Source organism: Saccharopolyspora elongata, assembly GCF_004348985.1.
Classification (GTDB): domain Bacteria; phylum Actinomycetota; class Actinomycetes; order Mycobacteriales; family Pseudonocardiaceae; genus Saccharopolyspora; species Saccharopolyspora elongata.
Genome location: NZ_SMKW01000067.1, coordinates 12884 through 30733 on the forward strand (window position 1 = coordinate 12884; position 17850 = coordinate 30733).

Here is a 17850-nt window from a genome sequence, read left to right on the forward strand (position 1 = left end):
GGCTGTGGTCCGGGCTAGGTGCGCGGTCATACTGTCGGCGTGCCGGTCTTCACCCGTCCGATTGACGGCGAGGCGAGCGCAGCCCAGGTGCTGCGGCGCCTCGCGGCTCGCGCGCGCCGCCGCGGGCTGCCGCCGCCGGCCGCGCTGACCGGCGACTGGTTCGGCGGCTCCGCCGTCCTCGCCCCGTCGGTGCGGATCGACGCCACCGCGCCGGAACTGGCCTTCACCACCACCGACATGCCGACGTGCCAGGCCCGACCCGGCGCGGTCGGCGGCGGTTGGATCGGCTACCTCGGCTACGGCCTCACCGACCCGGGCCGGCACGCCGAACCCCGCCGGCTGCCCCTCGCCGCGTGGGGCTGGGCCGATCACGTGCTGCGGCTCGACCCGGACGGGCAGTGGTTGTTCGAGGCGCTCGGCGCCGCAGAACCGGGCCTGGTCGCGGAGCTCGCCGAGGTGGTCGCCGGAGGCGATCCGCCGCAGGCCTCCTGGGAGGCGGGGCCGGTCGGCAGACCGGACGCCGACCGGCACGGCAAAGCCGTGCGCGGATGCGTGGAGGAGATCGCCGGAGGCGAGATCTTCCAGGCGAACATCTGCAGCCGGTTCGCGGTGCCGTTCCGGGGCGATCCGCTGGAGGTGTTCGCCGCAGGCAGCGCGCGGTTCGAGCCCGCGCGGGCGGCTTACGTGGCCGGGCCGTGGGGCGCGGTCGCGTCGTTCTCGCCCGAGCTGTTCCTGGCCCGGCACGGCCGGGTGGTGCGCTCCAGCCCGATCAAAGGAACGCTGCCACGGCGGGGACCGCAGGACGACCGCAACGCCGAACTGCTCCGAGCGTCCACGAAGGACGTTGCGGAGAACGTGATGATCGTGGACATGGCGCGCAACGACCTCGGGCGGGTCGCCGAGGTCGGGCGCGTGACGGTGCCCCGGCTGCTGGACGTGCAGCCGCACCCCGGCGTGTGGCACCTGGTGTCGGACGTGCGGGCGGAAATCCCCTTGGAGCTGCCGAATTCGGCGCTGCTGTCGGCTGCGTTCCCGCCCGCGTCGGTGACCGGCGCGCCGAAGGCGCGGGCGCTGGAGCTGATCGCGGAGCTGGAGTCGCAGCCGCGCGACGTCTACTGCGGCGCGGTCGGCATGGTCTCCCCCGTCGCGGGCATGGAACTCAACGTCGCCATCCGCACCCTGGAATTCGCCGACGGCGTGCTGCACCTGGGCGTCGGCGGCGGGATCACGGCGGACTCCGACCCGGGCCGGGAATGGCAGGAAGTGCTCACCAAGGCCGCCCCGGTCCTGTCCCTGCTGGACCGCTAGCCGCAGGCCGGCTTGAGCGCTTCGGGTCGGGTACGTCGCCCGGAATGCGGTAGGGCTTCTGACATTCGGAAAGGCGAAGCCGCGCGGAGCGGGGCGCCGGTTTCGCGCGAAAACGTCACCCGCAGGCGGAGCGGGGCGCCGGTTTCGCGCGAAAACGGCACGCAGAACAACCCCAGAAGTAGCCGCGCTCGGGCGCGTCAGCCGAGGAGGGCGAGGGCCTCTTCGGCGGTCAGGCCGCCCGCCGTTGCCAGGTCGAGGTTCGCCAGGGACGCGGCGTGCACCGCTTCGTCGGCCGCCGCCACGCAGTCGCGCACCACGTGCACGGTGAAGCCGAGATCGGTGCCGTGCCGGGCCGTCTGCTCGACCGTCAGGTTCGTGGCCACGCCGGTGATCAGCAGGGTGTCGATGCCCTGCTCGTGCAGCCACGGCACGAGGTCGTTGCCCGCCAGGCCCGAAAGCCGCTGGTTGTCCACCACCCGGCCGCCCGAGTCCGCCATCGCAGCGATCAACCCGGAGCCCGGCGCGTCCGGCCGGAACGCCTCCTGCGCATCGCCGACGGCGCGCATGAACGCCGTGTTGCGCACCAGCCCGCCCTCCCCGACGGGCACCGTGAACCGGGTCAACACCAGCTCGGCCCCGGCCTCGCCGGCCGCCCGGTGGAACCGCGCGGCGCGCTCGACCACGCCGCTGCGCGCCACCGGTTCGGCGAGCATCCCGCCGAAGAATCCCTCGGGTTCGATCACGTTGACCTGCCAATGCAGGCCCAGCACTGCACATCGCATCATTCGATCTTGCCCGAGAACGCGGCCGGGTCTCTACCGCCGGGCGGCGAGGACCGCGTCGTACAGCTCCTTCTTCCGCACGCCCGCGAGCTCCGCGACCTCCGCTACCGCGTCCTTCAGCCGCACGCCTTCGGCGGCGCGCTCCTCCACCTGCGCCACCAGCTCCGCCGGGTCGGTGGACGCCGGCGGCTCGGCTCCGCCGAGCACCACCGTGATCTCGCCGCGCACGCCTTCGGCGGCCCAGGCGGCGAGCTCCGCGAGGCTGTCGCGGCGGATCTCCTCGTAGGTCTTGGTCAGCTCGCGGCAGACCGCGGCTCGCCGTGAGCCGCCGAGCACCTCGACGGCGTCGGCCAGGGTGTCGGCGAGCCGGTGCGGCGCCTCGAAGAACACGCAGGTGCGTTCCTCGGCGAGCAGCCGACCGAGCCAGCGGCGGCGTTCGCCCTGCTTGCGGGGCGGGAACCCCTCGAAGCAGAACCGGTCCGACGGCAGCCCGGACACCGCGAGCGCGGTGGTCACCGCGGATGGCCCCGGCAGGCAGGTCACCGGCAGCTGTTCGGCGACGCAGGCCGCCACCAGCCGGTACCCGGGGTCGGACACGCTGGGCATCCCGGCGTCGGTGACCAGCAGCACCGTGCGGCCCTCGCGCAGGGCGTCCAGCAGCATCGGCGCGCGCGCCGCTTCCACTCCCTCGTAGTAGCTGACCACCTTGCCGCCGGGCGTGACGCCCAGCGCGCTGGCGAGCGCGCGCACCCGCCTGGTGTCTTCCGCGGCGATGACGTCGGCCGAGCCGAGCGCGTCGATGAGGCGCGCCGAAGCGTCGCGGGCGTCGCCGAGCGGGGTGGCGGCTAGCAGGAGCGTGCCGGAGTCCATAACCGCACAGCGTATTTCCGCGGGCGCGCCCCCCGGGGCGGCGGGCCACCGACTTCGCGGCTGGTCTCCTACGATCGGGGGCTGTGAGCGTCCTCGTCCCCAATCCCGGTGGCCGCAGCGCCGACGAACTCGTCAACGTCGGCCGCAGGCCACCGGCCCGGCAGCCGGGCGAGACCGATCCGCGTCCCCTGCTCGACGTGACGATGCCCACCGACCGGCTGCGCGGCTGGCTGGTGACGATCGCGGTCACGGTCGTCGCGGGCCTCGTGCGGCTGTGGGACCTCGGGCGCGCCACCAACGAGGGCACCCCGGTCTTCGACGAGAAGCACTACGTGCCGCAGGCGTGGCAGATGCTGCGCAACGGCGGCTACGAGGACAACCCCGGCTACGAGCTGGTCGCGCATCCGCCGGTCGGCAAGCAGCTGATCGCGATCGGCGAGTGGCTGTTCGGCTACAACCCGTGGGGCTGGCGGATCATGGCCGCGCTCTGCGGCACGGTGATGGTGCTGCTCGTCGTGCGCATCGCGCGCCGCATGACCCGGTCCACGCTGCTCGGCGCGGTGGCCGGCGTGCTGCTGATCTGCGACGGGCTCAGCCACGTGCAGTCCCGGGTCGGGATGCTCGACGTGTTCCAGGCGATGTTCCTGCTCGCCGCGTTCGCCTGCCTACTGGCCGACCGCGACCAGGTGCGCAGCCGGATGTGGCAGGTCTGCGTCGAGGGCCGGCTGGACCCGAGCGGCTGGGGCCCGCGGCTGGGGTTCCGCTGGTGGCGGTTCGGCACCGGGCTGATGCTCGGGCTGGCCTGCGGCGTGAAGTGGAACGCCATCTACTACATCATGGCGTTCGGCCTGCTCAGCGTCGTCTGGGATGCGCTGGCGCGGCGCGCGGCGGGGGTCCGGCGGCCGTGGCGGGCGGCGCTGGTGCGCGACACCGCCCCGGCGCTGTGGTCGCTGGTGGCGATCCCGCTGCTGGTCTACTTCGCGACCTGGGCGGGCTGGTTCGCCAGCGAGACGGCGACGGACCGGCACGCCGTGATCACCGCCGACGACGTCGGCTTCGGGTCGCTGCCCGACGCGCTGCGGTCGCTGCTGTACTACCAGCTCAACGTGCTGGACTTCCACACCCACCTGGTCACGCCGAAGAACCCGCACCCGTGGGAGTCGAAGCCGTGGGCGTGGCCGATGGGCATGCGCCCGATGCTCTACTACTACGAGTCGGGGATCTCGGGCTGCGGCCGGTCCAACTGCGTCGGGGCGACGATGCTGATCGGCACGCCGGCGATGTGGTGGCTGGCGCTGCCCGTCGCGGGCTGGGCGGTCTGGCGGGCGACCAGCAGGATGGACTGGCGCTACGCCACGGTCCTGGTCGGCTACGGCGCGGGCTACCTGCCGTGGTTCACCAACCTGGACCGGCAGATGTACTTCTTCTACGCGACGCCGCTGGCGCCGTTCCTGGTGCTGGGCATCGTGCTGGTGCTGGGCGAGGTGCTGGGCACGGCGCGCGACCACCTGGAGCGGCGCCAGACGGGGCTGCTCGCGGTATCGCTGTACGTGGGGCTCGTGGTGGCGAACTTCGTGTGGCTGTGGCCGATCCTCAACGGCGAGCCGATCACCCAGGAGCACTGGCAGGCCGAGCTATGGCTCCCCTCCTGGCGCTGACCGCAACTACCAGGCCGTGAGTGTGTTGGGGTGCTGCGGCGCCCCAACACACTCACGGCCCGTGACCAGCGGAAACAGGATCAGGCGCGCGGTTCCCAGCGGAACCAGGCGCGGGCCAGCAGGCCCAGCACCGCGGTCCAGGCCACCAGCACGCCCAGCGCCGGAAGCCCGCCCAACAGGTCCACCCCGGACATCGCGCGGTGCACCAGGTCCCCGAAGGCCCCGCCGGGCAGCAGCACCACGGCCGGCGAGGTGCTCAGCGACGCCCACACCGCGCTGCCGAGCAGCACGATGAGCCACGGCATCGTGGTGATCTGCGCCTGCTCCGCGGTGGACGTCCGGCCGCTCGTCGCCGCCCCCGCCGCGACGGCGAGCGCGACTCCCGGGATCATCGCGAGCACCAGCGCGACCGGGCTCGCCGGCAGTGGCGCGCCCAGGCCCACCGAAATCCCGAACAGCACGATCATCTGGCCGAACCCGAGCAGGACCGCCGGGCTCAGCAGCCCGGTCAGGATCGTCGCGGCCGACTGCTCGCTGCTGCGCAGCCGCTTCAGGTACAGGTCCTCGCGGCGGCTGGTCAGCGCGGTGGTCACCGTGAAGTAGACGGTGAGGCCCTGCACCGCCAGCAGCTGCGTGGTCAGCGTCGCGGACCAGACCTGGAGGTCGGCGCTGCCGGGCACGCTGGTGCCCAGGAGCAGGCCGAGCAGCAGCGGCATCAGCGTCGCGCTGAGCGCCACGGTCTTGTTGCGCATCAGCAGCTTCCACTCGGCGCTGCTCAATGCGAGCACGGCTGTGCTCATGGGACGGCCACCTCCTGGCGGACGGATTGGAAGATGTCTTCGAGCGACGCCTGGTGCGCACGCAGGCCCGCGAGGTCCAGGCGTCCGTCGGCCCAGGACAGCAGCGCGTGCAGGTCGCGCTGCAGGGCCGGGGTCCGGACCTCCACGCGGGTGCCGGTCCACGTCGCCGTCCCGGCCAGCGGCGGGAGCTCGACGAGGTCGCCTGGGTCGAAGCTGATCCGCGCCTGTTGGGAGGCCAGCACGTCGACCAGCCTGCCGGACACCGCGATGCGGCCCTGGTGCATGATCGCCAGCCGGTGCGCCAGCCGTTCGGCCTCCTCCAGGTAGTGCGTGGTCAGCAGCACCGTGGTGCCCCGCGCGAGGCGGGCGCGCACCATTTCCCAGGTGGCGCGGCGGGATTCCGGGTCCATACCGGTGGTCGGCTCGTCCAGGAACAGCAGGTCCGGATCGCCGAGCAGGGCGAGCGCGAGGTCCAGCCGGCGGCGCTCGCCGCCGGAGAGCTGCTTCACCCGCGTCGCGCGCCGGGCCGCCAGCCCCACCGCCGCCAGCGATTCGTCCACATCGGACTTGCGGGAGGTCAGCGCGGCGCCGAGCCGGGCGGTTTCGAGGACCGTCAGATCGCCGGCGAAACCGCCTTCCTGCAACATGATCCCGGTCCGGCGGCGCACCGAGCGATCCCGCCGGGGGTCCTGGCCGAAGACCCGCACCGCGCCCGCAGTGGGCGCCCGGTGCCCCTCGATGGTCTCCAGCGTCGTCGTCTTGCCCGCCCCGTTGGTGCCGAGCAGCGCGAACAGCTCACCGGAGTGCACGTCGAAGTCGATCCCGCGGACCGCCTCGAAATCGCCGTAGCGGCAACGCAGTCCGTTGACGCTGATCACTGGTGTCGTCATGCCGTCAAGGCTCGCCGGATCGCGTTCGCACCGGTAGAGCGTTCCGTCAGCCGCGAGCGCGAGTCCTGTCAGGGAAATTGATGACTGATGTCATGCCGGAATCGGCGAGCGGGGCGGGACGGATGCAGGATGCTGGACCGGTGAGCGAACCCGACCCCGTCCAGTTCGACCCGCGCCGCATCGTGCGACTGCGCCGCTACACGTGGTGGTCGCTCGTGCCGCTGATGCCGATGTACGCGTTGTTCCCGGTGCTCAACCTCGTGGCCGGCGCGCGGTCGGGCTTCTACGGCACGCCCGAGATCGTCGTCCTGGCGCTGGCCCTGGTCGCGATCGCGGTGGACGGCACGGTCCTGTCGATCAGCCTGATGCGCGGTCTCGGCCAGGGCACGTCGCGCCCGCTCCTGCACGGCGCGATCTTCGCGCTCGCCCTCGCCGCCATGGCGTACGCGCTGAGCCATGACGGCAGCGGGCTGATCTGGTCGGTGCTGGTCAGCGGGCTCGCCGCGGCGCACATCGCGGCCGGCCCGCACCGGTTCCGCTGGCAACTGGCCGTCGCGGCCACGTTGCTGATCAGCACGGTCGCCGGGCTCGCGGCCCTGCCGCGAATGCCGCACCCGATGCTCGCCGTCGTCACCGCCGTCCCCGCCGTGGTCACCGTGGCCGCGGTGATCTCGCTGGTCTTCGCCGCCGTCTGGTTCTGGGACATCGTGCTGGAGCTGGACCGGGCCCGGGCCGTCAGCGCCGAGCTCGCCGTCGCCAAGGAACGCCTCCGGTTCGCCGCCGATCTGCACGACATCCAGGGCCACCACCTGCAGGCGATCGCCTTGAAGGCGGAGCTGGCCGAACGCCTGGTCGGCGCCGACGACGACCGGGCGCGCGCCCAGGCCGCCGAGGTGGCCGAGCTCGCGCGGACCGCGCTGAAGGACACCCGCGAGGTCGTGCAGGGCTACCGGCGCAGCAACCTGATCACGGAACTCGACAACGCGCGCGAAATCCTGGAGGCCGCCGGCGTCCGGACCGCGGTGCGCGGTGACGCGGCGATGGTTCCGCCGCCGCTGCAACCGCTCTTCGGCGCGCTGGTGCGCGAAGGAACCACCAACATCCTCCGGCATTCGCGCGCCGAGAACTGCGAACTCATCATCGCCGTCGACGGACCGCGCACGCAGGTCGTGCTGTGCAACGACCGCCCGAACCCGCCGAACGGCGACGCCGGGTCCGGCATCGACGGGCTGCGCCAGCGGTTCGGCACACTGGGCGGGCGGGTCGATGCGAACCGGGTGGCGGACCGGTTCGAGCTGCGCGGTTCCGCCGACGAACCCGGGAGGACTTCGTGATCCGAGTGGTGCTGGCCGACGACGAGGACCTGATCCGGGGCGCGCTCGCCGCGCTGCTCGACCTGGAGCCGGACCTGGAAGTGGTCGCCCAGTGCAGCAACGGGGCGGAAGCGCTCCGGGCGGTCCGCGAGCACGCGCCGGACATCGCGGTCTTCGACCTGGAGATGCCGGAGCTCGACGGCGTGCAGGCCGCGCAGCGCCTCGACGGGCAGCTCCCGATCGTGCTGGTCACCCGGCACGCCCGACCCGGGGTGCTGAAGCGGGCGCTCGCCGCGGGCATCCGCGGCTTCGTGCCCAAGACCACGCCCGCATCCCGGCTGGCCGTGATCTTGCGCGACGTGCGCGCCGGCGCCCGCTACATCGACCCGGAGATCGCGGCCAGCGCGCTGACCGGCGGCGCCTGCCCGCTCACCGACCGGGAACTCGAACTGCTCGGGCACACCCTGCAGGGTGGCACGATCGCCACCATCGCGGCGGCGGTGCACCTGGCGCCCGGCACGGTCCGCAACTACCTGTCGGCGGCGATGACCAAGCTCGGCGTCGCCACCCGGCACGAAGCGGCCCGCCGCGCCTGGGAAGAGGGCTGGATCTGACGCCGATTTCGCGCGAAATCGCCAATTCCTGAGCGGGCACGGCGGCGCGGAGCCGAAAAGCCGCGCGTGGTCGCTCCGGTCTGGAACGACCACGCGCGAACCCCGCCCCCTCAGGCCAGGTCGGCCAGGGTCTTTCGGAGCGCGGCCACCGCGTCGACGATCTCTTCCGGCCGGACCGAGAGCGGCGGACGGCAGCGCAGGGCGTCCGGACCCGACGGCAGGAACAGCGTGCGATAGCTGTCGCGGGCGATCGCCAGCGCGCGGTCGCGCTTGGCCGGGTCGCGGAAGGTGATCGCGCACATCAGGCCGCGGCCGCGCGGGTCGCGGATCACCGACGGGAATTCCGCCGCCAGGTCGCGGAGCTCGCCCAGCAGCAGCTCGCCCATCTGCCTGCTGTGCTCGAACAGACCATCGCGCTCGACGACCTCCAGGATCCTTGTCGCGCGGACCATGTCGACCAGCGAACCGCCCCAGGTGGAGCTGATCCGGCTGGCCTCGCGGAAGGCGTTGTCGGCGACCTCCAGCACGCGGCGCCCGCCCATCACCCCGCACACCTGCAGGCGCTTGCCGAAGGCGACCAGGTCCGGCTCCAGCCCGAGCGCCTCGTGCGCCCAGGCCCGCCCGGTCAGCGCGCCGGTCTGCACCTCGTCGGCAACGGTGAGGACGTCGTGCTCCCGGCAGATCTCCTGCACCGCGCGCAGGAACTGCGGCCGCAGGTGCCGGTCGCCGCCCTCGCCCTGGATCGGCTCGTACACGAAGCACGCGATCTCGTTGCCGTACCGGCGCAGCGCGGCGCGGGCGGCGTCGAGCGCGATCGTCTCCTCCGGCAGCAGCTCGTCGCTGTCCCACCGCTCGCCCGGCTCGATCGCGGGGCTGGGGATGCGCGGCCAGTCGAACATCGGGTAGTCGCGGATCTTCGACGGATCGGTGTTGGTCAGCGAGAGCGTGTAGCCGCTGCGGCCGTGGAAGGCCCGCTCCAGGTGCAGCACGCGGCTGCCGCGCACCGCGATCCCGTTGCGCGCGTTGACCTTGGTCTTCCAGTCGAAGGCGACCTTCAGCGCGTTCTCCACCGCGAGGGTGCCGCCGTCGATGAAGAACAGCAGCGGCAGCTCGGGGACCCCGACCACGCGGCGGAACGTCTCGGCGAAGCGGGCCTGCTCGGCGGTGGCGAAGTCCGGGTTGGACGGCTTGACGCGCCCGACGCGCACCAGCTCCGCCTCGAACTCGGACGTGCGCAGGCCGGGGTGGCCGTGCCCGAGCGGCGCGGAGCTGAAGAACATCGTCATGTCGAGGTACTCGGTGCCGTCACGGGCGTCGCGGAGCCGGCAGCCGTCGCCGGCGTCGAGGTCCACGACGATGTCCATCAGGTCGCCGGTGACGTGCGCTTTCAGCGCCGCGACGACGTCGGTCGCCGCGTCTCGCTGGCTCGGGACTTCGGTCGGTACGACGTCGCGAACGGTCTCGTGCTGAGCGGTCATGTTCGGCCTCCCGGCGCCGTGTGGTGCGGTGTCGAGCATCACTTGTCAAGAAGAATTACATCAGTATTCCGCAGATAAGCAACATCCTTCAGTAAAGACTGCGCTTCGGAGAAAGATTTTCTTTCGCTGCGGCATGCGTGGGACGTGTACCGCTGCCGGGTGAACTCGAACGGTCAGGCGAGGCGGGAGCCGGACCACCAGCCGCGAACGGGCGGCACCGGGTCGAGCAGCGGATCGGCCTCGGTCAGCGGCGCGGCGGTTCCGCACACGTCGGCCAGCCGTTCCGGCGTCAGGCAGTAGACCCGCTCCGATGCCGAGACCGCCCATTCGGCCAGTTCGGCCGCCGGGAGGCGGCGCGTCGAAGCGACGACGACGACATTGCCGGACTGACGCCGCGCCAACACGCGGGGGTGGGCGAAGACCAGCACGTGCGGGAACACCTCGCAGGCCGCGGCGATCGCGCGCAGGGCGAAACCGAGTTCGGCGGCATCCCACAGGTTCGCCGCGAACAACCCGCCGGGCCGCAGCACCCGCGAGACCTCGGTGAAGAACTCGACGGTGGCCAGCCCGGTGACGACGTCCCCGCCTTGGAAGGCGTCCAGCACGACGAGGTCGGCACTGTCGTCCAACGCACCTTCGACACCGGCCCGGCCGTCCTGCACCTGGACCTCCAAACCCGGCACTTCGTCGAGGCCGAGATGCTCGCGCACCAGCTCGACGAGCTTCCCGTCGAGCTCGAACACGAGTTGTTCCGAGCCGGGCCGCGTCGCGGCGAGGTAGCGGGGCAACGCGAAACCACCGCCGCCCACGAACAGCGCCGACACGGCGCCCGGCGGCCAGTGCCGGTCGATCGCCTGAGCGATCCAGTCCGTGTAGGGCATCTTCAGGTGGGTCGGATCGTCGAGATCCACATAGGACTGGGAGACGCCGTCGACGGAAACGGTCCACCCACCGGCCCGGAGGCGATCGGGAATCAGTTCGGCGACACCGAACCGGACGGCCGCCTCAACCCGTTCGCGAGTCCCCACGGAAGCCTCCCCTCGGCTGAACCCGCCGGCCGGAAGCAGCACCTCGATCCTAGCCCCGCCCCGACGACACCCGGCGTTAATTGCGCGAGACCGTGCGCGCCATGGCGGCCGAAACGGGCCCGGAGGTGTTCGTCCGGCAGCAGCGCGCCTCGATCGGTTGGCCGGACTCCCGGCCGCTGCTGCCTTCGATCGAGTGCCCCGCGCTCGTGCTCGCGGGGGCGGAGGACCGGCTGATCCCGCCGGAACATTCGGCCGAGATCGCCGAGGCGGTGCCCGGCGCACGGCGCATCGCGATCCCACAGAGCGGCCACCTGTCCACATTGGAGCGATCCGACGAGGTGAACCGCGCTCGTCCAGTGGCTGCACGACGGGCGAGGACTCAAGAGGCCGTCACCGCCGCGGGTTCTCAGAGGTCTGCTCGCGAGGACAGCCGCACCGCCACGCAGAACGAGTTCTTCAGCAAGAAGGCCTCAAGCGCCGTCGGCGCGGCGGCGGGCTCGGTAGGTCCGGGTCTTCATGCGGTTCCCGCAGCCCGCTGTGGCGCACCACCTGCTGTTGCGGGCCTTGGCACCGTCGTAGAACACGATGCGGCAGTCGGGCGCGGAGCACATCTTGACCCGGCACCAGGAACCTTCGGCCTCGGCGATCACGATCGCCGAGGCGATGTCCGCCAGCGCCCCGCGCACGCCGTCCTCGACGGCCCGCAGCCGGACCGCGCCGGTCTCGTCGAGGCGGGGCCGCAGCGGGAAGTCGAGCGCGGCCGACAGATCCGGCCCGTCACCCCGGACGGCAACGCCGGACTGGTGGGAGGCGGCGATCTCGCGGATCGCCGAGCGCAGGGCCAAAGCCCGCGCGAAGTCCTTCTCGGAGCACGCGTCCACGGCGAAGCCGCGGTCCCGCAGCCAGCCGACGAGGTCGCCGGCGGCGACGAGGAATTCCTGCGGGGTGAACCGGCCGAAGTCCCGCTGGTCGACGGTGTTCGCGAAGTCCACCGCGAGCGCGACCTCGGCCGGAGCGCCGCGGTGGACGGACCAGTCCTCGAACGCATGCGTGCTCACGACGCCCCTCCATTCCCGCTGGTCGGTCGATCCTAGCCGCCGCACCTCCCCGCAGGAGCGCCCGTCGCGGCGCGCACCTGTGCGATGGACAGCCTTCATTTGTGTGCACTAGTGTACAACTTCACTGGTGTATTCACCGTTCGGAAGGAATGGCATGGAGTTCAAGCTCGCGGGTAAGACGGCGCTGGTCACGGGCGCCAGCAGGGGAATCGGACTGGCCGTCGTCCAAGCCCTGACCGCGGAAGGGGTGCGGGTCGCGGCGGGCGCCCGCACCATCAGCGACGCACTGCTGGAGGCCACGCCCCTCGTCCGCCGGACCGACCTGACCTCGGCGGAGCAGAACGCCGAGTTCGCGGAGTGGGCGTTGGCCGAGCTGGGCGGCGTCGACCTGCTGGTGAACAACGTCGGCGGATCGCCGGCGCGGACCGACGGGTTCCTGGCGATCAGCGACGAGGAGTGGCAGCACACCTTCGAGCTGAACTTCTTCAGCGCGGTCCGCACCACCCGCGCGGCGCTGCCGAGCCTGATCGAGCGCCGCGGAGCGGTGGTCAACATCGGATCGGTCAACTCCCGGCTGGCACTGCCGCGCCTGATCGACTACGCCGCCTCCAAGGCCGCGCTCGCCAACTTCGGCAAGGCCCTGTCCGAGGAATTCGGTGGGCAGGGCGTGCGCGTGAACACGATCTCGCCGGGGCCGACCCGCACCGCGATCTGGACTGCCGACGACGAAATGGCCGCGGGCTGGGCCAAGAGCTTGGGCGTCAGCCACGAGGAGTTCCTGGCCCAGGTGCCGCAGGCGACCGGCCTGAACACCGGAAAGTTCGCCGAGCCCGAGGAGATCGCCACGCTCGTCGTCCTGCTCGCCTCCGGCCGGGTGCCCAACATGAACGGCTCGGACATCGTCCTGGACGGCGGAATGCTCAAGGAAGCCTGACCCGATCACGAAGGAGAACCTGGTGCAGCAGGACATCGCCGCACCCGCGACAGCGCACCTCCCGCTCTGGCAGCGGCGCCCCGGGGTGTCCTTCGCCGTGTTCGGCACCGTGCAGATCACCCTCATCGCCGCGATGACGCTGATCTCGGTGCTGCTGCCCGCGATCCAGCGCGACCTGGGCCTCGACCGGGCCGAACTGGCGCTGGTGAACAACGCCTATGCGGTGTCGTTCTGCGGGCTGCTGCTGCTCAGCGGCCGGCTGGGCGATCTGCTCGGGCTCCGCCGCACGCTCGTCGTCGGCATGGTCGCGTTCGGTCTGGCGTCGGTGGCCAACGCCGCGGCGACGAGCTTCGCGGTGATGCTGCTGGCCCGCTTCGGGCAGGGCATCGGCGCGGCGCTGACGGCTCCCGCGGCGATGGCCCTGGCCGGCATCGTGTTCCGGGATCCGCAGCGCCGTGCGAGGGCGATCGCGATCTGGGGCGGATTGCCCGTCGTCGGGGCCACGTCCGGCATCCTGCTGTCCGGCGTCGTGGCGAACTGGGTGTCCTGGCGATGGGCCTTCGTCGTGCCCGCGGCGGTGGTCGGACTCGTGCTCGTGCTGCTGCCGCGGGTCATGCCGCCCGCCCCGGAAACGCGCCGAATCCGGGTGGACGTGCTCGGCGCGATGCTGGTCACGGCCGGATTGTGCGGCGTGTGCTACGGCCTCGTCGAAGCAGCGGAGCAGGGGTGGGCGGCCGCGGGCGTGCTCGTCCCGCTGCTGGCCGGTCTGGTCACGCTCGGCTCGTTCGCGTTGTGGGCGGCGCGCGCCGAGCATCCCCTGGTCCCGCTGTCGTTCTTCCGCTCCCGCAAGCGGTTGATGGGACTGCTCGGGGTGATGCTGGCTTCGTCGGGCACGTTCACCACGACCTACTTCCTGCCGCTGTACTTCCAGCAGCAGCAGGCGTTCTCGCCGTTGATGACGAGCATCGCGTTCCTGCCCTACGGGATCGCGATGTTCGCCACGGGCCTGTTCGCCGGATGGCTGGCCGTGACCGCGGGCGCGCGCCGCATGACCGCCATCGGATTCGCGGTCGGCGCGGCGGGGCTGGCCCTGCTGGGGCAGCTCGACGTCGCCTCGCCGTACGTCGGCACCCTCCTGGCCGGGCTCGTCGTCTTCCCCGTGGGCGCCGCGCTGATCTTCTCGGCGGCGACCGCGGCCACGATGGACGGCGTGCCCGACGAGCAGGCCGGGCTGGCCGGCGGGGTGCTCAACACGGCCATGGAGGGCGGGCCGACGATCGGTTTCGCCCTCCCGGTCTCGATCGCAGGCGCCCACACCAGCCGACTGACCGGCGGGGGAACCGACGCCGCCGTCGCGACGGCCGACGGCTACGGGTTCGCCTTCACGATCGCCGCGGCCGCGTACGTCGCGGCGATCGCGCTCAGCCTGCTCACCCTGCGGCGGAGATGACGCCACCGGTCCGGGCGTCGTCCTCGGCCGGGCCCGACCAGAAGTCCTCGAACAGCAGCTTCAGCACCGAATCGCGCTAGGCGACGGCGGTCGCCCGCGGGTGCGCGCTGTTGATCCGCACGCCGTAGGAGGCCACCAGCAGCAACGCGTCCGGGTTGCGGTAGTCCGATGTGGTCAGATGGCGGTAGATCGTGGCGACCTGCTCCGGCAGCGGCACCGCGCGCAGGTAGGCCGACTTGTACTTGGCCCGCAGGCTCGGGTTCGTCAACGCCGGGTCCCCGGTGCCCAGCATCTGAGTAATCCCCACCACACCAAAAACAAGAGCAAGAACAAGAGCAAGAGCAATCAGCTGCAGCCCAGCAAGTTTCGGCACCGACACCGGACGGCTGGTAGGTGACCAGGCCGGGAACGCCCCCCACCGCAAGGAGCCGGCGAGAAGAATCCACCGCACCGTGGGGGGTTTGGGGGGCTCGGCCCCCCAGTGTTACGCGGAACGCAAAAGGCTCGTGCTCTCCGCGAGCACGAGCCTTCTATTGCGTGGAGCTGAGGGGAATCGAACCCCTGACCTTCTCGATGCGAACGAGACGCGCTACCAACTGCGCTACAGCCCCTTGTTGAGTGCTGACGAAAGCTTAGCAAGGCCCGAAATCAGCCTTCGCAGCACCCCCCTCCAAAGGATCGCGGCCTACTCGCCGGAGGCTCGCCGGTAGGGCTCCCAGGTGCGTTCGTCCAGCTCATCGAACATGGGGTCCTCGTCGTCGATCTCCACGCGCACGGCGCTCGAGTCCGGCCGGCGGTCCGCGGGACGGCCGTCTTCGCGGTCGTCGTCCTCGTCGTACTCGTCGACGAGCTGGTCGTCGATCTCGGCGTCGTCGTACTCGCCGTACTCGTCGTGCTCACCGCTCATCCGGGCCAGCCGCCGGCTGCGGACGTCCTCTTCGATGCGGACCTGGCGGCGCAGGTACGTGAGGTAGCCCACGGTCGACAGGTCGGTGATGCCGTGCACCCACCACATGACCGGCCACACCAGGGCGGCCAGCAGCGCGGTCGTCACGGCCAGCAGCAGCATGACGAGCACGATGCGCTGCCGACGGGCGTACTTCACGCGCGCGGCCAGCGCGGCGGCTTCCGGATCGAAGCCACCGCGGCCGGGGCGGTATCGGCGCCCGGCCCGGACGTCGTCGCTGTGCACGCGTCGCCACGAGCCGTCCGCCTCGTGCTCTTCGATCTCTCCGAGGGCCTCGTCCCGGTCGGTGTCAGGCATCCCGAAAGCCTCCTCCACCTGGTCGGTTGTCGCGGCTCCGGGCGTCGCCGGTCGCCGTCCGCTGCCTCGCCGCACAACTCGTGCGGCGAGTGCGGAGTCGGTGGTCTTGGACACTTCTTGGCGACGGCGGGCGAACATCGGAACCAGTACCACCAGCCACGCCGCCGCCAGTGCAGCGAAGATCAACGAGCTGGGCATGCCTCGCCACCTCCCCCTGGCCACCGGCAGCACACAAGTCTGCGATCGCCACGCTAATCACATCAGCCACTTCTGTCTCGGAGCCACGCCGAGTCACAGTGGTTCCCCAGGGACAAGAAAACCGCACGTTCAGAGCAGCCGGCGACAACATCGACACCGGCGTGTCGGCTTCCGCACCGCCAAATGCTTACGATCTTGCGTCCGTTCGGGCTAATTTCACCCGGTGATCGCGGGTTCTGCGGTGACGGTGCGTGATCAAGATCTCGGCGTTCAGGGCCGGCTCGCACCGCCGGACTCGATCAGCCGGTGCACCGCGCCGCCGGGGATCTCCTCGATGGTCAGGGCGTACACGTAGTGGTCCCGCCAGGCGCCCGCCACGTCCAGGTACCGGTGGAACAGCCCTTCGCGGCGGAAACCGGACTTCTCCAGGACCCGCACGCTCGGCTGGTTCTCGGGCCGCACCGTGGCCTCCAGCCGGTGCAGTCCGACCGCGCCGAAGCAGTGGTCCACCGCCAGCGCGACGGCAGCCGTGGCGATCCCGCCGCCGGCCAGCCGCGAGGCCACCCAGTAGCCGATCCACCCGGAGCGCAGCGCGCCGCGGACGATGTTGCCGACGGTCAGCTGACCGGCGAAGTCGCCGTCGACGGTGATGCTGAACGGCAGCGCCTGGCCGCGGCGGGCCATGCCACGCAGCGCGCTCCACTGCGCGGGCCAGGCCATCCGCGCGTTCCGCTCCTGCCAGCCGCCGACCACGGTGGGCTCCCATTCCTGCAGGTAGGCGCGATCCTGCAGCCTGATCCGGCTCCAGGCGGCGCCGTCGCGCAGCCGGGGCGGGCGCAGCGCGACGGCGCCCCGCGCGGTGATCAGCGGGCCGAGGCGCGCCGGCCAGCCGGGGTGGCGGCCGATCGGGAACCCATCGGCGTCGGCGGGCTGCATCGGTGGCTCACGCGCGCTGCGAGAGGAATCGGACCTGCACGTCTTCGCCGGCCGCGACTTCGGTGGTGTCCTCGTCGACCACCACCAGGCAGTTCGCCTCGGCCAGCGACGCCAGCAGGTGCGAACCCGAGGTGCCCAGCGGTTGCACCAGGTAGGAGCCGTTCTTCGGGTCGCGCAGCAGCTGGCCGCGGAGGAAGCCGCGACGCCCCTTCGCGGAGCTGATCGGGGTGAGCAGCTCGGCGGACACGGTGCGGCGGTGCGGGTTGATCTTGCCTAGCGCGGCGCGGATCAACGGCCGCACGAGCACCTCGAAGACGACCAGCGCGCTCACCGGATTGCTGGGCAGCACGAAGGTCGGGATCTCGTCCGGGCCGAGCCGGCCGAAGCCCTGCACCGAGCCGGGCTGCATGGCCACCCGGCTCGCGTCGAGCTCGCCCAGGTCTGCCAGGGCCGCCCGGACCTCATTGCCCGCCGCGCCGCCCGCACCGCCGGCGATCACCACGATCTCGGACAGCAGCAGTCGCCCTTCGACGACCTCGCGCAGCCGGCGCGGGTCGCTGTTGACGATGCCGACGCGGGTCACCTCGGCGCCGGCGTCGCGCGCGGCGGCGGCCAGCGCGTAGGAGTTGACGTCGTAGACCTGGCCCTGCCCGGGCGTGCGGTCGACGTCCACCAGCTCGTCGCCGACCGAGATCACCGACACCCGCGGCCGCGGGTGCACCAGCACCTTGTTGCGGCCCACCGCCGCCAGCAGCCCGACCTGCGCCGCGCCGATCGGTGCGCCGCGTCGCACTGCCACGTCGCCGGTCTGCACGTCCTCGCCGGTGCGACGGACGAACGCCGCCGACGGCACCGCCTGCCGCACCGTGACCTTCGCCGGGTGCTCGTCGGTGTACTCCAGCGGCACCACCGCGTCGGCCAGCGTCGGCAGCGGCGCACCGGTGACCACCCGCACCGCCTGCCCCGGCTGCAACCGGCGCGGCTGCCGCGACCCGACCGGGATCTCCCCGACGACCGGCAGCACGGTCGACCCATCGGCGGCCGTCTGCACGTCGACGCTGCGCACCGCGTAACCGTCGACCGCGGCCTGGTCGAATCCGGGCAGCGCCTGCTCGGCGACGACCTCTTCGGCGCACAGCAGGCCCTGCGCCTCGGAGATCGCGACCCGGACGGGCGCGGGCCGGACGGCCGCCGTGAGTACGCGTGCGAGCTGCTCGTCCACTGACCTCATGGCTGACCTCTTCCCGCGTGCCCGAGCCGTGGCCTGGC

General features: G+C 71.9%; 17 protein-coding genes, 1 tRNA gene and 1 pseudogene. 7 read left to right on the plus strand and 12 right to left on the minus strand.

Annotated elements, in window-relative coordinates; translation table 11 throughout:
* The first annotated feature begins 39 nt into the window (after window positions 1–39).
* Complete coding sequence (locus E1288_RS34695) at window positions 40–1308, plus strand: aminodeoxychorismate synthase component I (protein ID WP_132492866.1); 1269 nt, start codon at window positions 40–42, stop codon at window positions 1306–1308.
* A 197-nt stretch (window positions 1309–1505) separates the two neighbouring features.
* Here E1288_RS34695 and E1288_RS34700 read toward each other — a convergent pair whose 3' ends face one another.
* Window positions 1506–2090: a cysteine hydrolase gene (locus E1288_RS34700; protein ID WP_132492868.1), complete on the minus strand. Its 585-nt coding sequence runs from the start codon at window positions 2088–2090 to the stop codon at window positions 1506–1508.
* A gap of 33 nt (window positions 2091–2123) precedes the next feature.
* Window positions 2124–2960 (minus strand): 16S rRNA (cytidine(1402)-2'-O)-methyltransferase, encoded by an 837-nt coding sequence (rsmI, locus tag E1288_RS34705; RefSeq protein ID WP_132492870.1) that lies wholly within the window; start codon window positions 2958–2960, stop codon window positions 2124–2126.
* An 83-nt stretch (window positions 2961–3043) separates the two neighbouring features.
* Here rsmI and E1288_RS34710 point away from each other — a divergent pair, with 83 nt between their 5' ends.
* The gene (locus tag E1288_RS34710; RefSeq protein WP_132492872.1) at window positions 3044–4618 is read left to right on the plus strand and encodes a dolichyl-phosphate-mannose--protein mannosyltransferase; all 1575 of its coding nucleotides are present in this window, start codon (window positions 3044–3046) and stop codon (window positions 4616–4618) included.
* A gap of 80 nt (window positions 4619–4698) precedes the next feature.
* Here the strand turns inward: E1288_RS34710 and E1288_RS34715 are convergent, their stop codons facing one another.
* Window positions 4699–5418 (minus strand): ABC transporter permease, encoded by a 720-nt coding sequence (locus E1288_RS34715; protein ID WP_132492874.1) that lies wholly within the window; start codon window positions 5416–5418, stop codon window positions 4699–4701.
* Window positions 5415–6308: an ABC transporter ATP-binding protein gene (locus tag E1288_RS34720; protein ID WP_132492876.1), complete on the minus strand. Its 894-nt coding sequence runs from the start codon at window positions 6306–6308 to the stop codon at window positions 5415–5417. Before E1288_RS34720 ends, E1288_RS34715 begins: the two co-directional genes overlap by 4 nt.
* Before the next feature lie 140 nt (window positions 6309–6448).
* On the opposite strand from E1288_RS34720, the gene E1288_RS34725 reads away from it, so the two are divergent.
* Together E1288_RS34725 and E1288_RS34730 are read left to right on the plus strand one after the other, a co-directional pair.
* The gene (locus tag E1288_RS34725) at window positions 6449–7642 is read left to right on the plus strand and encodes a sensor histidine kinase (protein WP_235884023.1); all 1194 of its coding nucleotides are present in this window, start codon (window positions 6449–6451) and stop codon (window positions 7640–7642) included.
* Window positions 7639–8235 (plus strand): response regulator transcription factor, encoded by a 597-nt coding sequence (locus E1288_RS34730; protein WP_132492878.1) that lies wholly within the window; start codon window positions 7639–7641, stop codon window positions 8233–8235. The genes E1288_RS34725 and E1288_RS34730 overlap by 4 nt, the downstream gene beginning before the upstream one ends.
* A gap of 110 nt (window positions 8236–8345) precedes the next feature.
* On the opposite strand, the gene lat is transcribed toward E1288_RS34730, so the two are convergent.
* A complete protein-coding gene (gene lat, locus E1288_RS34735; protein WP_132492880.1) occupies window positions 8346–9713 on the minus strand; it encodes an L-lysine 6-transaminase in 1368 nt (455 codons plus the stop codon).
* Between the two features lie 173 nt (window positions 9714–9886).
* Window positions 9887–10741 carry a spermidine synthase gene (locus E1288_RS34740; protein ID WP_132492882.1) on the minus strand — a complete coding sequence of 285 codons (855 nt, stop codon included), beginning with the start codon at window positions 10739–10741 and terminating at the stop codon, window positions 9887–9889.
* A 101-nt stretch (window positions 10742–10842) separates the two neighbouring features.
* On the opposite strand from E1288_RS34740, the pseudogene E1288_RS47400 reads away from it, so the two are divergent.
* A pseudogene (locus E1288_RS47400) lies at window positions 10843–11055 on the plus strand (alpha/beta fold hydrolase); the annotation flags it as partial.
* Window positions 11056–11211: 156 nt separating this feature from the next.
* Here the strand turns inward: E1288_RS47400 and E1288_RS34745 are convergent.
* Window positions 11212–11799 (minus strand): CGNR zinc finger domain-containing protein, encoded by a 588-nt coding sequence (locus E1288_RS34745; RefSeq protein ID WP_165968415.1) that lies wholly within the window; start codon window positions 11797–11799, stop codon window positions 11212–11214.
* Between the two features lie 154 nt (window positions 11800–11953).
* On the opposite strand from E1288_RS34745, the gene E1288_RS34750 reads away from it, so the two are divergent.
* Together E1288_RS34750 and E1288_RS34755 are read left to right on the plus strand one after the other, a co-directional pair.
* Entirely contained in the window at window positions 11954–12733 is a 780-nt protein-coding gene (locus E1288_RS34750) for an SDR family NAD(P)-dependent oxidoreductase (RefSeq protein ID WP_132492886.1), read from the plus strand.
* 22 nt (window positions 12734–12755) lie between these two features.
* The gene (locus tag E1288_RS34755; protein WP_207954724.1) at window positions 12756–14183 is read left to right on the plus strand and encodes an MFS transporter; all 1428 of its coding nucleotides are present in this window, start codon (window positions 12756–12758) and stop codon (window positions 14181–14183) included.
* Between the two features lie 76 nt (window positions 14184–14259).
* Here E1288_RS34755 and E1288_RS34760 read toward each other — a convergent pair whose 3' ends face one another.
* From E1288_RS34760 to glp, 5 genes are all read right to left on the minus strand, one after another.
* Window positions 14260–14475 carry a hypothetical protein gene (locus E1288_RS34760; protein ID WP_132492888.1) on the minus strand — a complete coding sequence of 72 codons (216 nt, stop codon included), beginning with the start codon at window positions 14473–14475 and terminating at the stop codon, window positions 14260–14262.
* 246 nt (window positions 14476–14721) lie between these two features.
* Window positions 14722–14794, minus strand: a tRNA-Ala gene (locus E1288_RS34765).
* 74 nt (window positions 14795–14868) lie between these two features.
* Entirely contained in the window at window positions 14869–15645 is a 777-nt protein-coding gene (sepX, locus tag E1288_RS34770) for a divisome protein SepX/GlpR (protein ID WP_132492890.1), read from the minus strand.
* A gap of 270 nt (window positions 15646–15915) precedes the next feature.
* Window positions 15916–16581: a GNAT family N-acetyltransferase gene (locus E1288_RS34775; protein ID WP_132492892.1), complete on the minus strand. Its 666-nt coding sequence runs from the start codon at window positions 16579–16581 to the stop codon at window positions 15916–15918.
* Between the two features lie 7 nt (window positions 16582–16588).
* Window positions 16589–17812 carry a molybdotransferase-like divisome protein Glp gene (gene glp, locus E1288_RS34780; protein ID WP_132492894.1) on the minus strand — a complete coding sequence of 408 codons (1224 nt, stop codon included), beginning with the start codon at window positions 17810–17812 and terminating at the stop codon, window positions 16589–16591.
* Between the last annotated feature and the right edge of the window lie 38 nt (window positions 17813–17850).

Coding starts and splice junctions, on each gene's coding strand:
- E1288_RS34700 (WP_132492868.1), bottom strand. CDS start 2,090: ATGCGATGTGCAGTGCTGGGCCTGCATTGGCAGGTCAACGTGATCGAA.
- rsmI (WP_132492870.1), bottom strand. CDS start 2,960: ATGGACTCCGGCACGCTCCTGCTAGCCGCCACCCCGCTCGGCGACGCC.
- E1288_RS34715 (WP_132492874.1), bottom strand. CDS start 5,418: ATGAGCACAGCCGTGCTCGCATTGAGCAGCGCCGAGTGGAAGCTGCTG.
- E1288_RS34720 (WP_132492876.1), bottom strand. CDS start 6,308: ATGACGACACCAGTGATCAGCGTCAACGGACTGCGTTGCCGCTACGGC.
- lat (WP_132492880.1), bottom strand. CDS start 9,713: ATGACCGCTCAGCACGAGACCGTTCGCGACGTCGTACCGACCGAAGTC.
- E1288_RS34750 (WP_132492886.1), top strand. CDS start 11,954: ATGGAGTTCAAGCTCGCGGGTAAGACGGCGCTGGTCACGGGCGCCAGC.
- E1288_RS34760 (WP_132492888.1), bottom strand. CDS start 14,475: ATGCTGGGCACCGGGGACCCGGCGTTGACGAACCCGAGCCTGCGGGCC.
- sepX (WP_132492890.1), bottom strand. CDS start 15,645: ATGCCCAGCTCGTTGATCTTCGCTGCACTGGCGGCGGCGTGGCTGGTG.
- E1288_RS34775 (WP_132492892.1), bottom strand. CDS start 16,581: ATGCAGCCCGCCGACGCCGATGGGTTCCCGATCGGCCGCCACCCCGGC.
- glp (WP_132492894.1), bottom strand. CDS start 17,812: ATGAGGTCAGTGGACGAGCAGCTCGCACGCGTACTCACGGCGGCCGTC.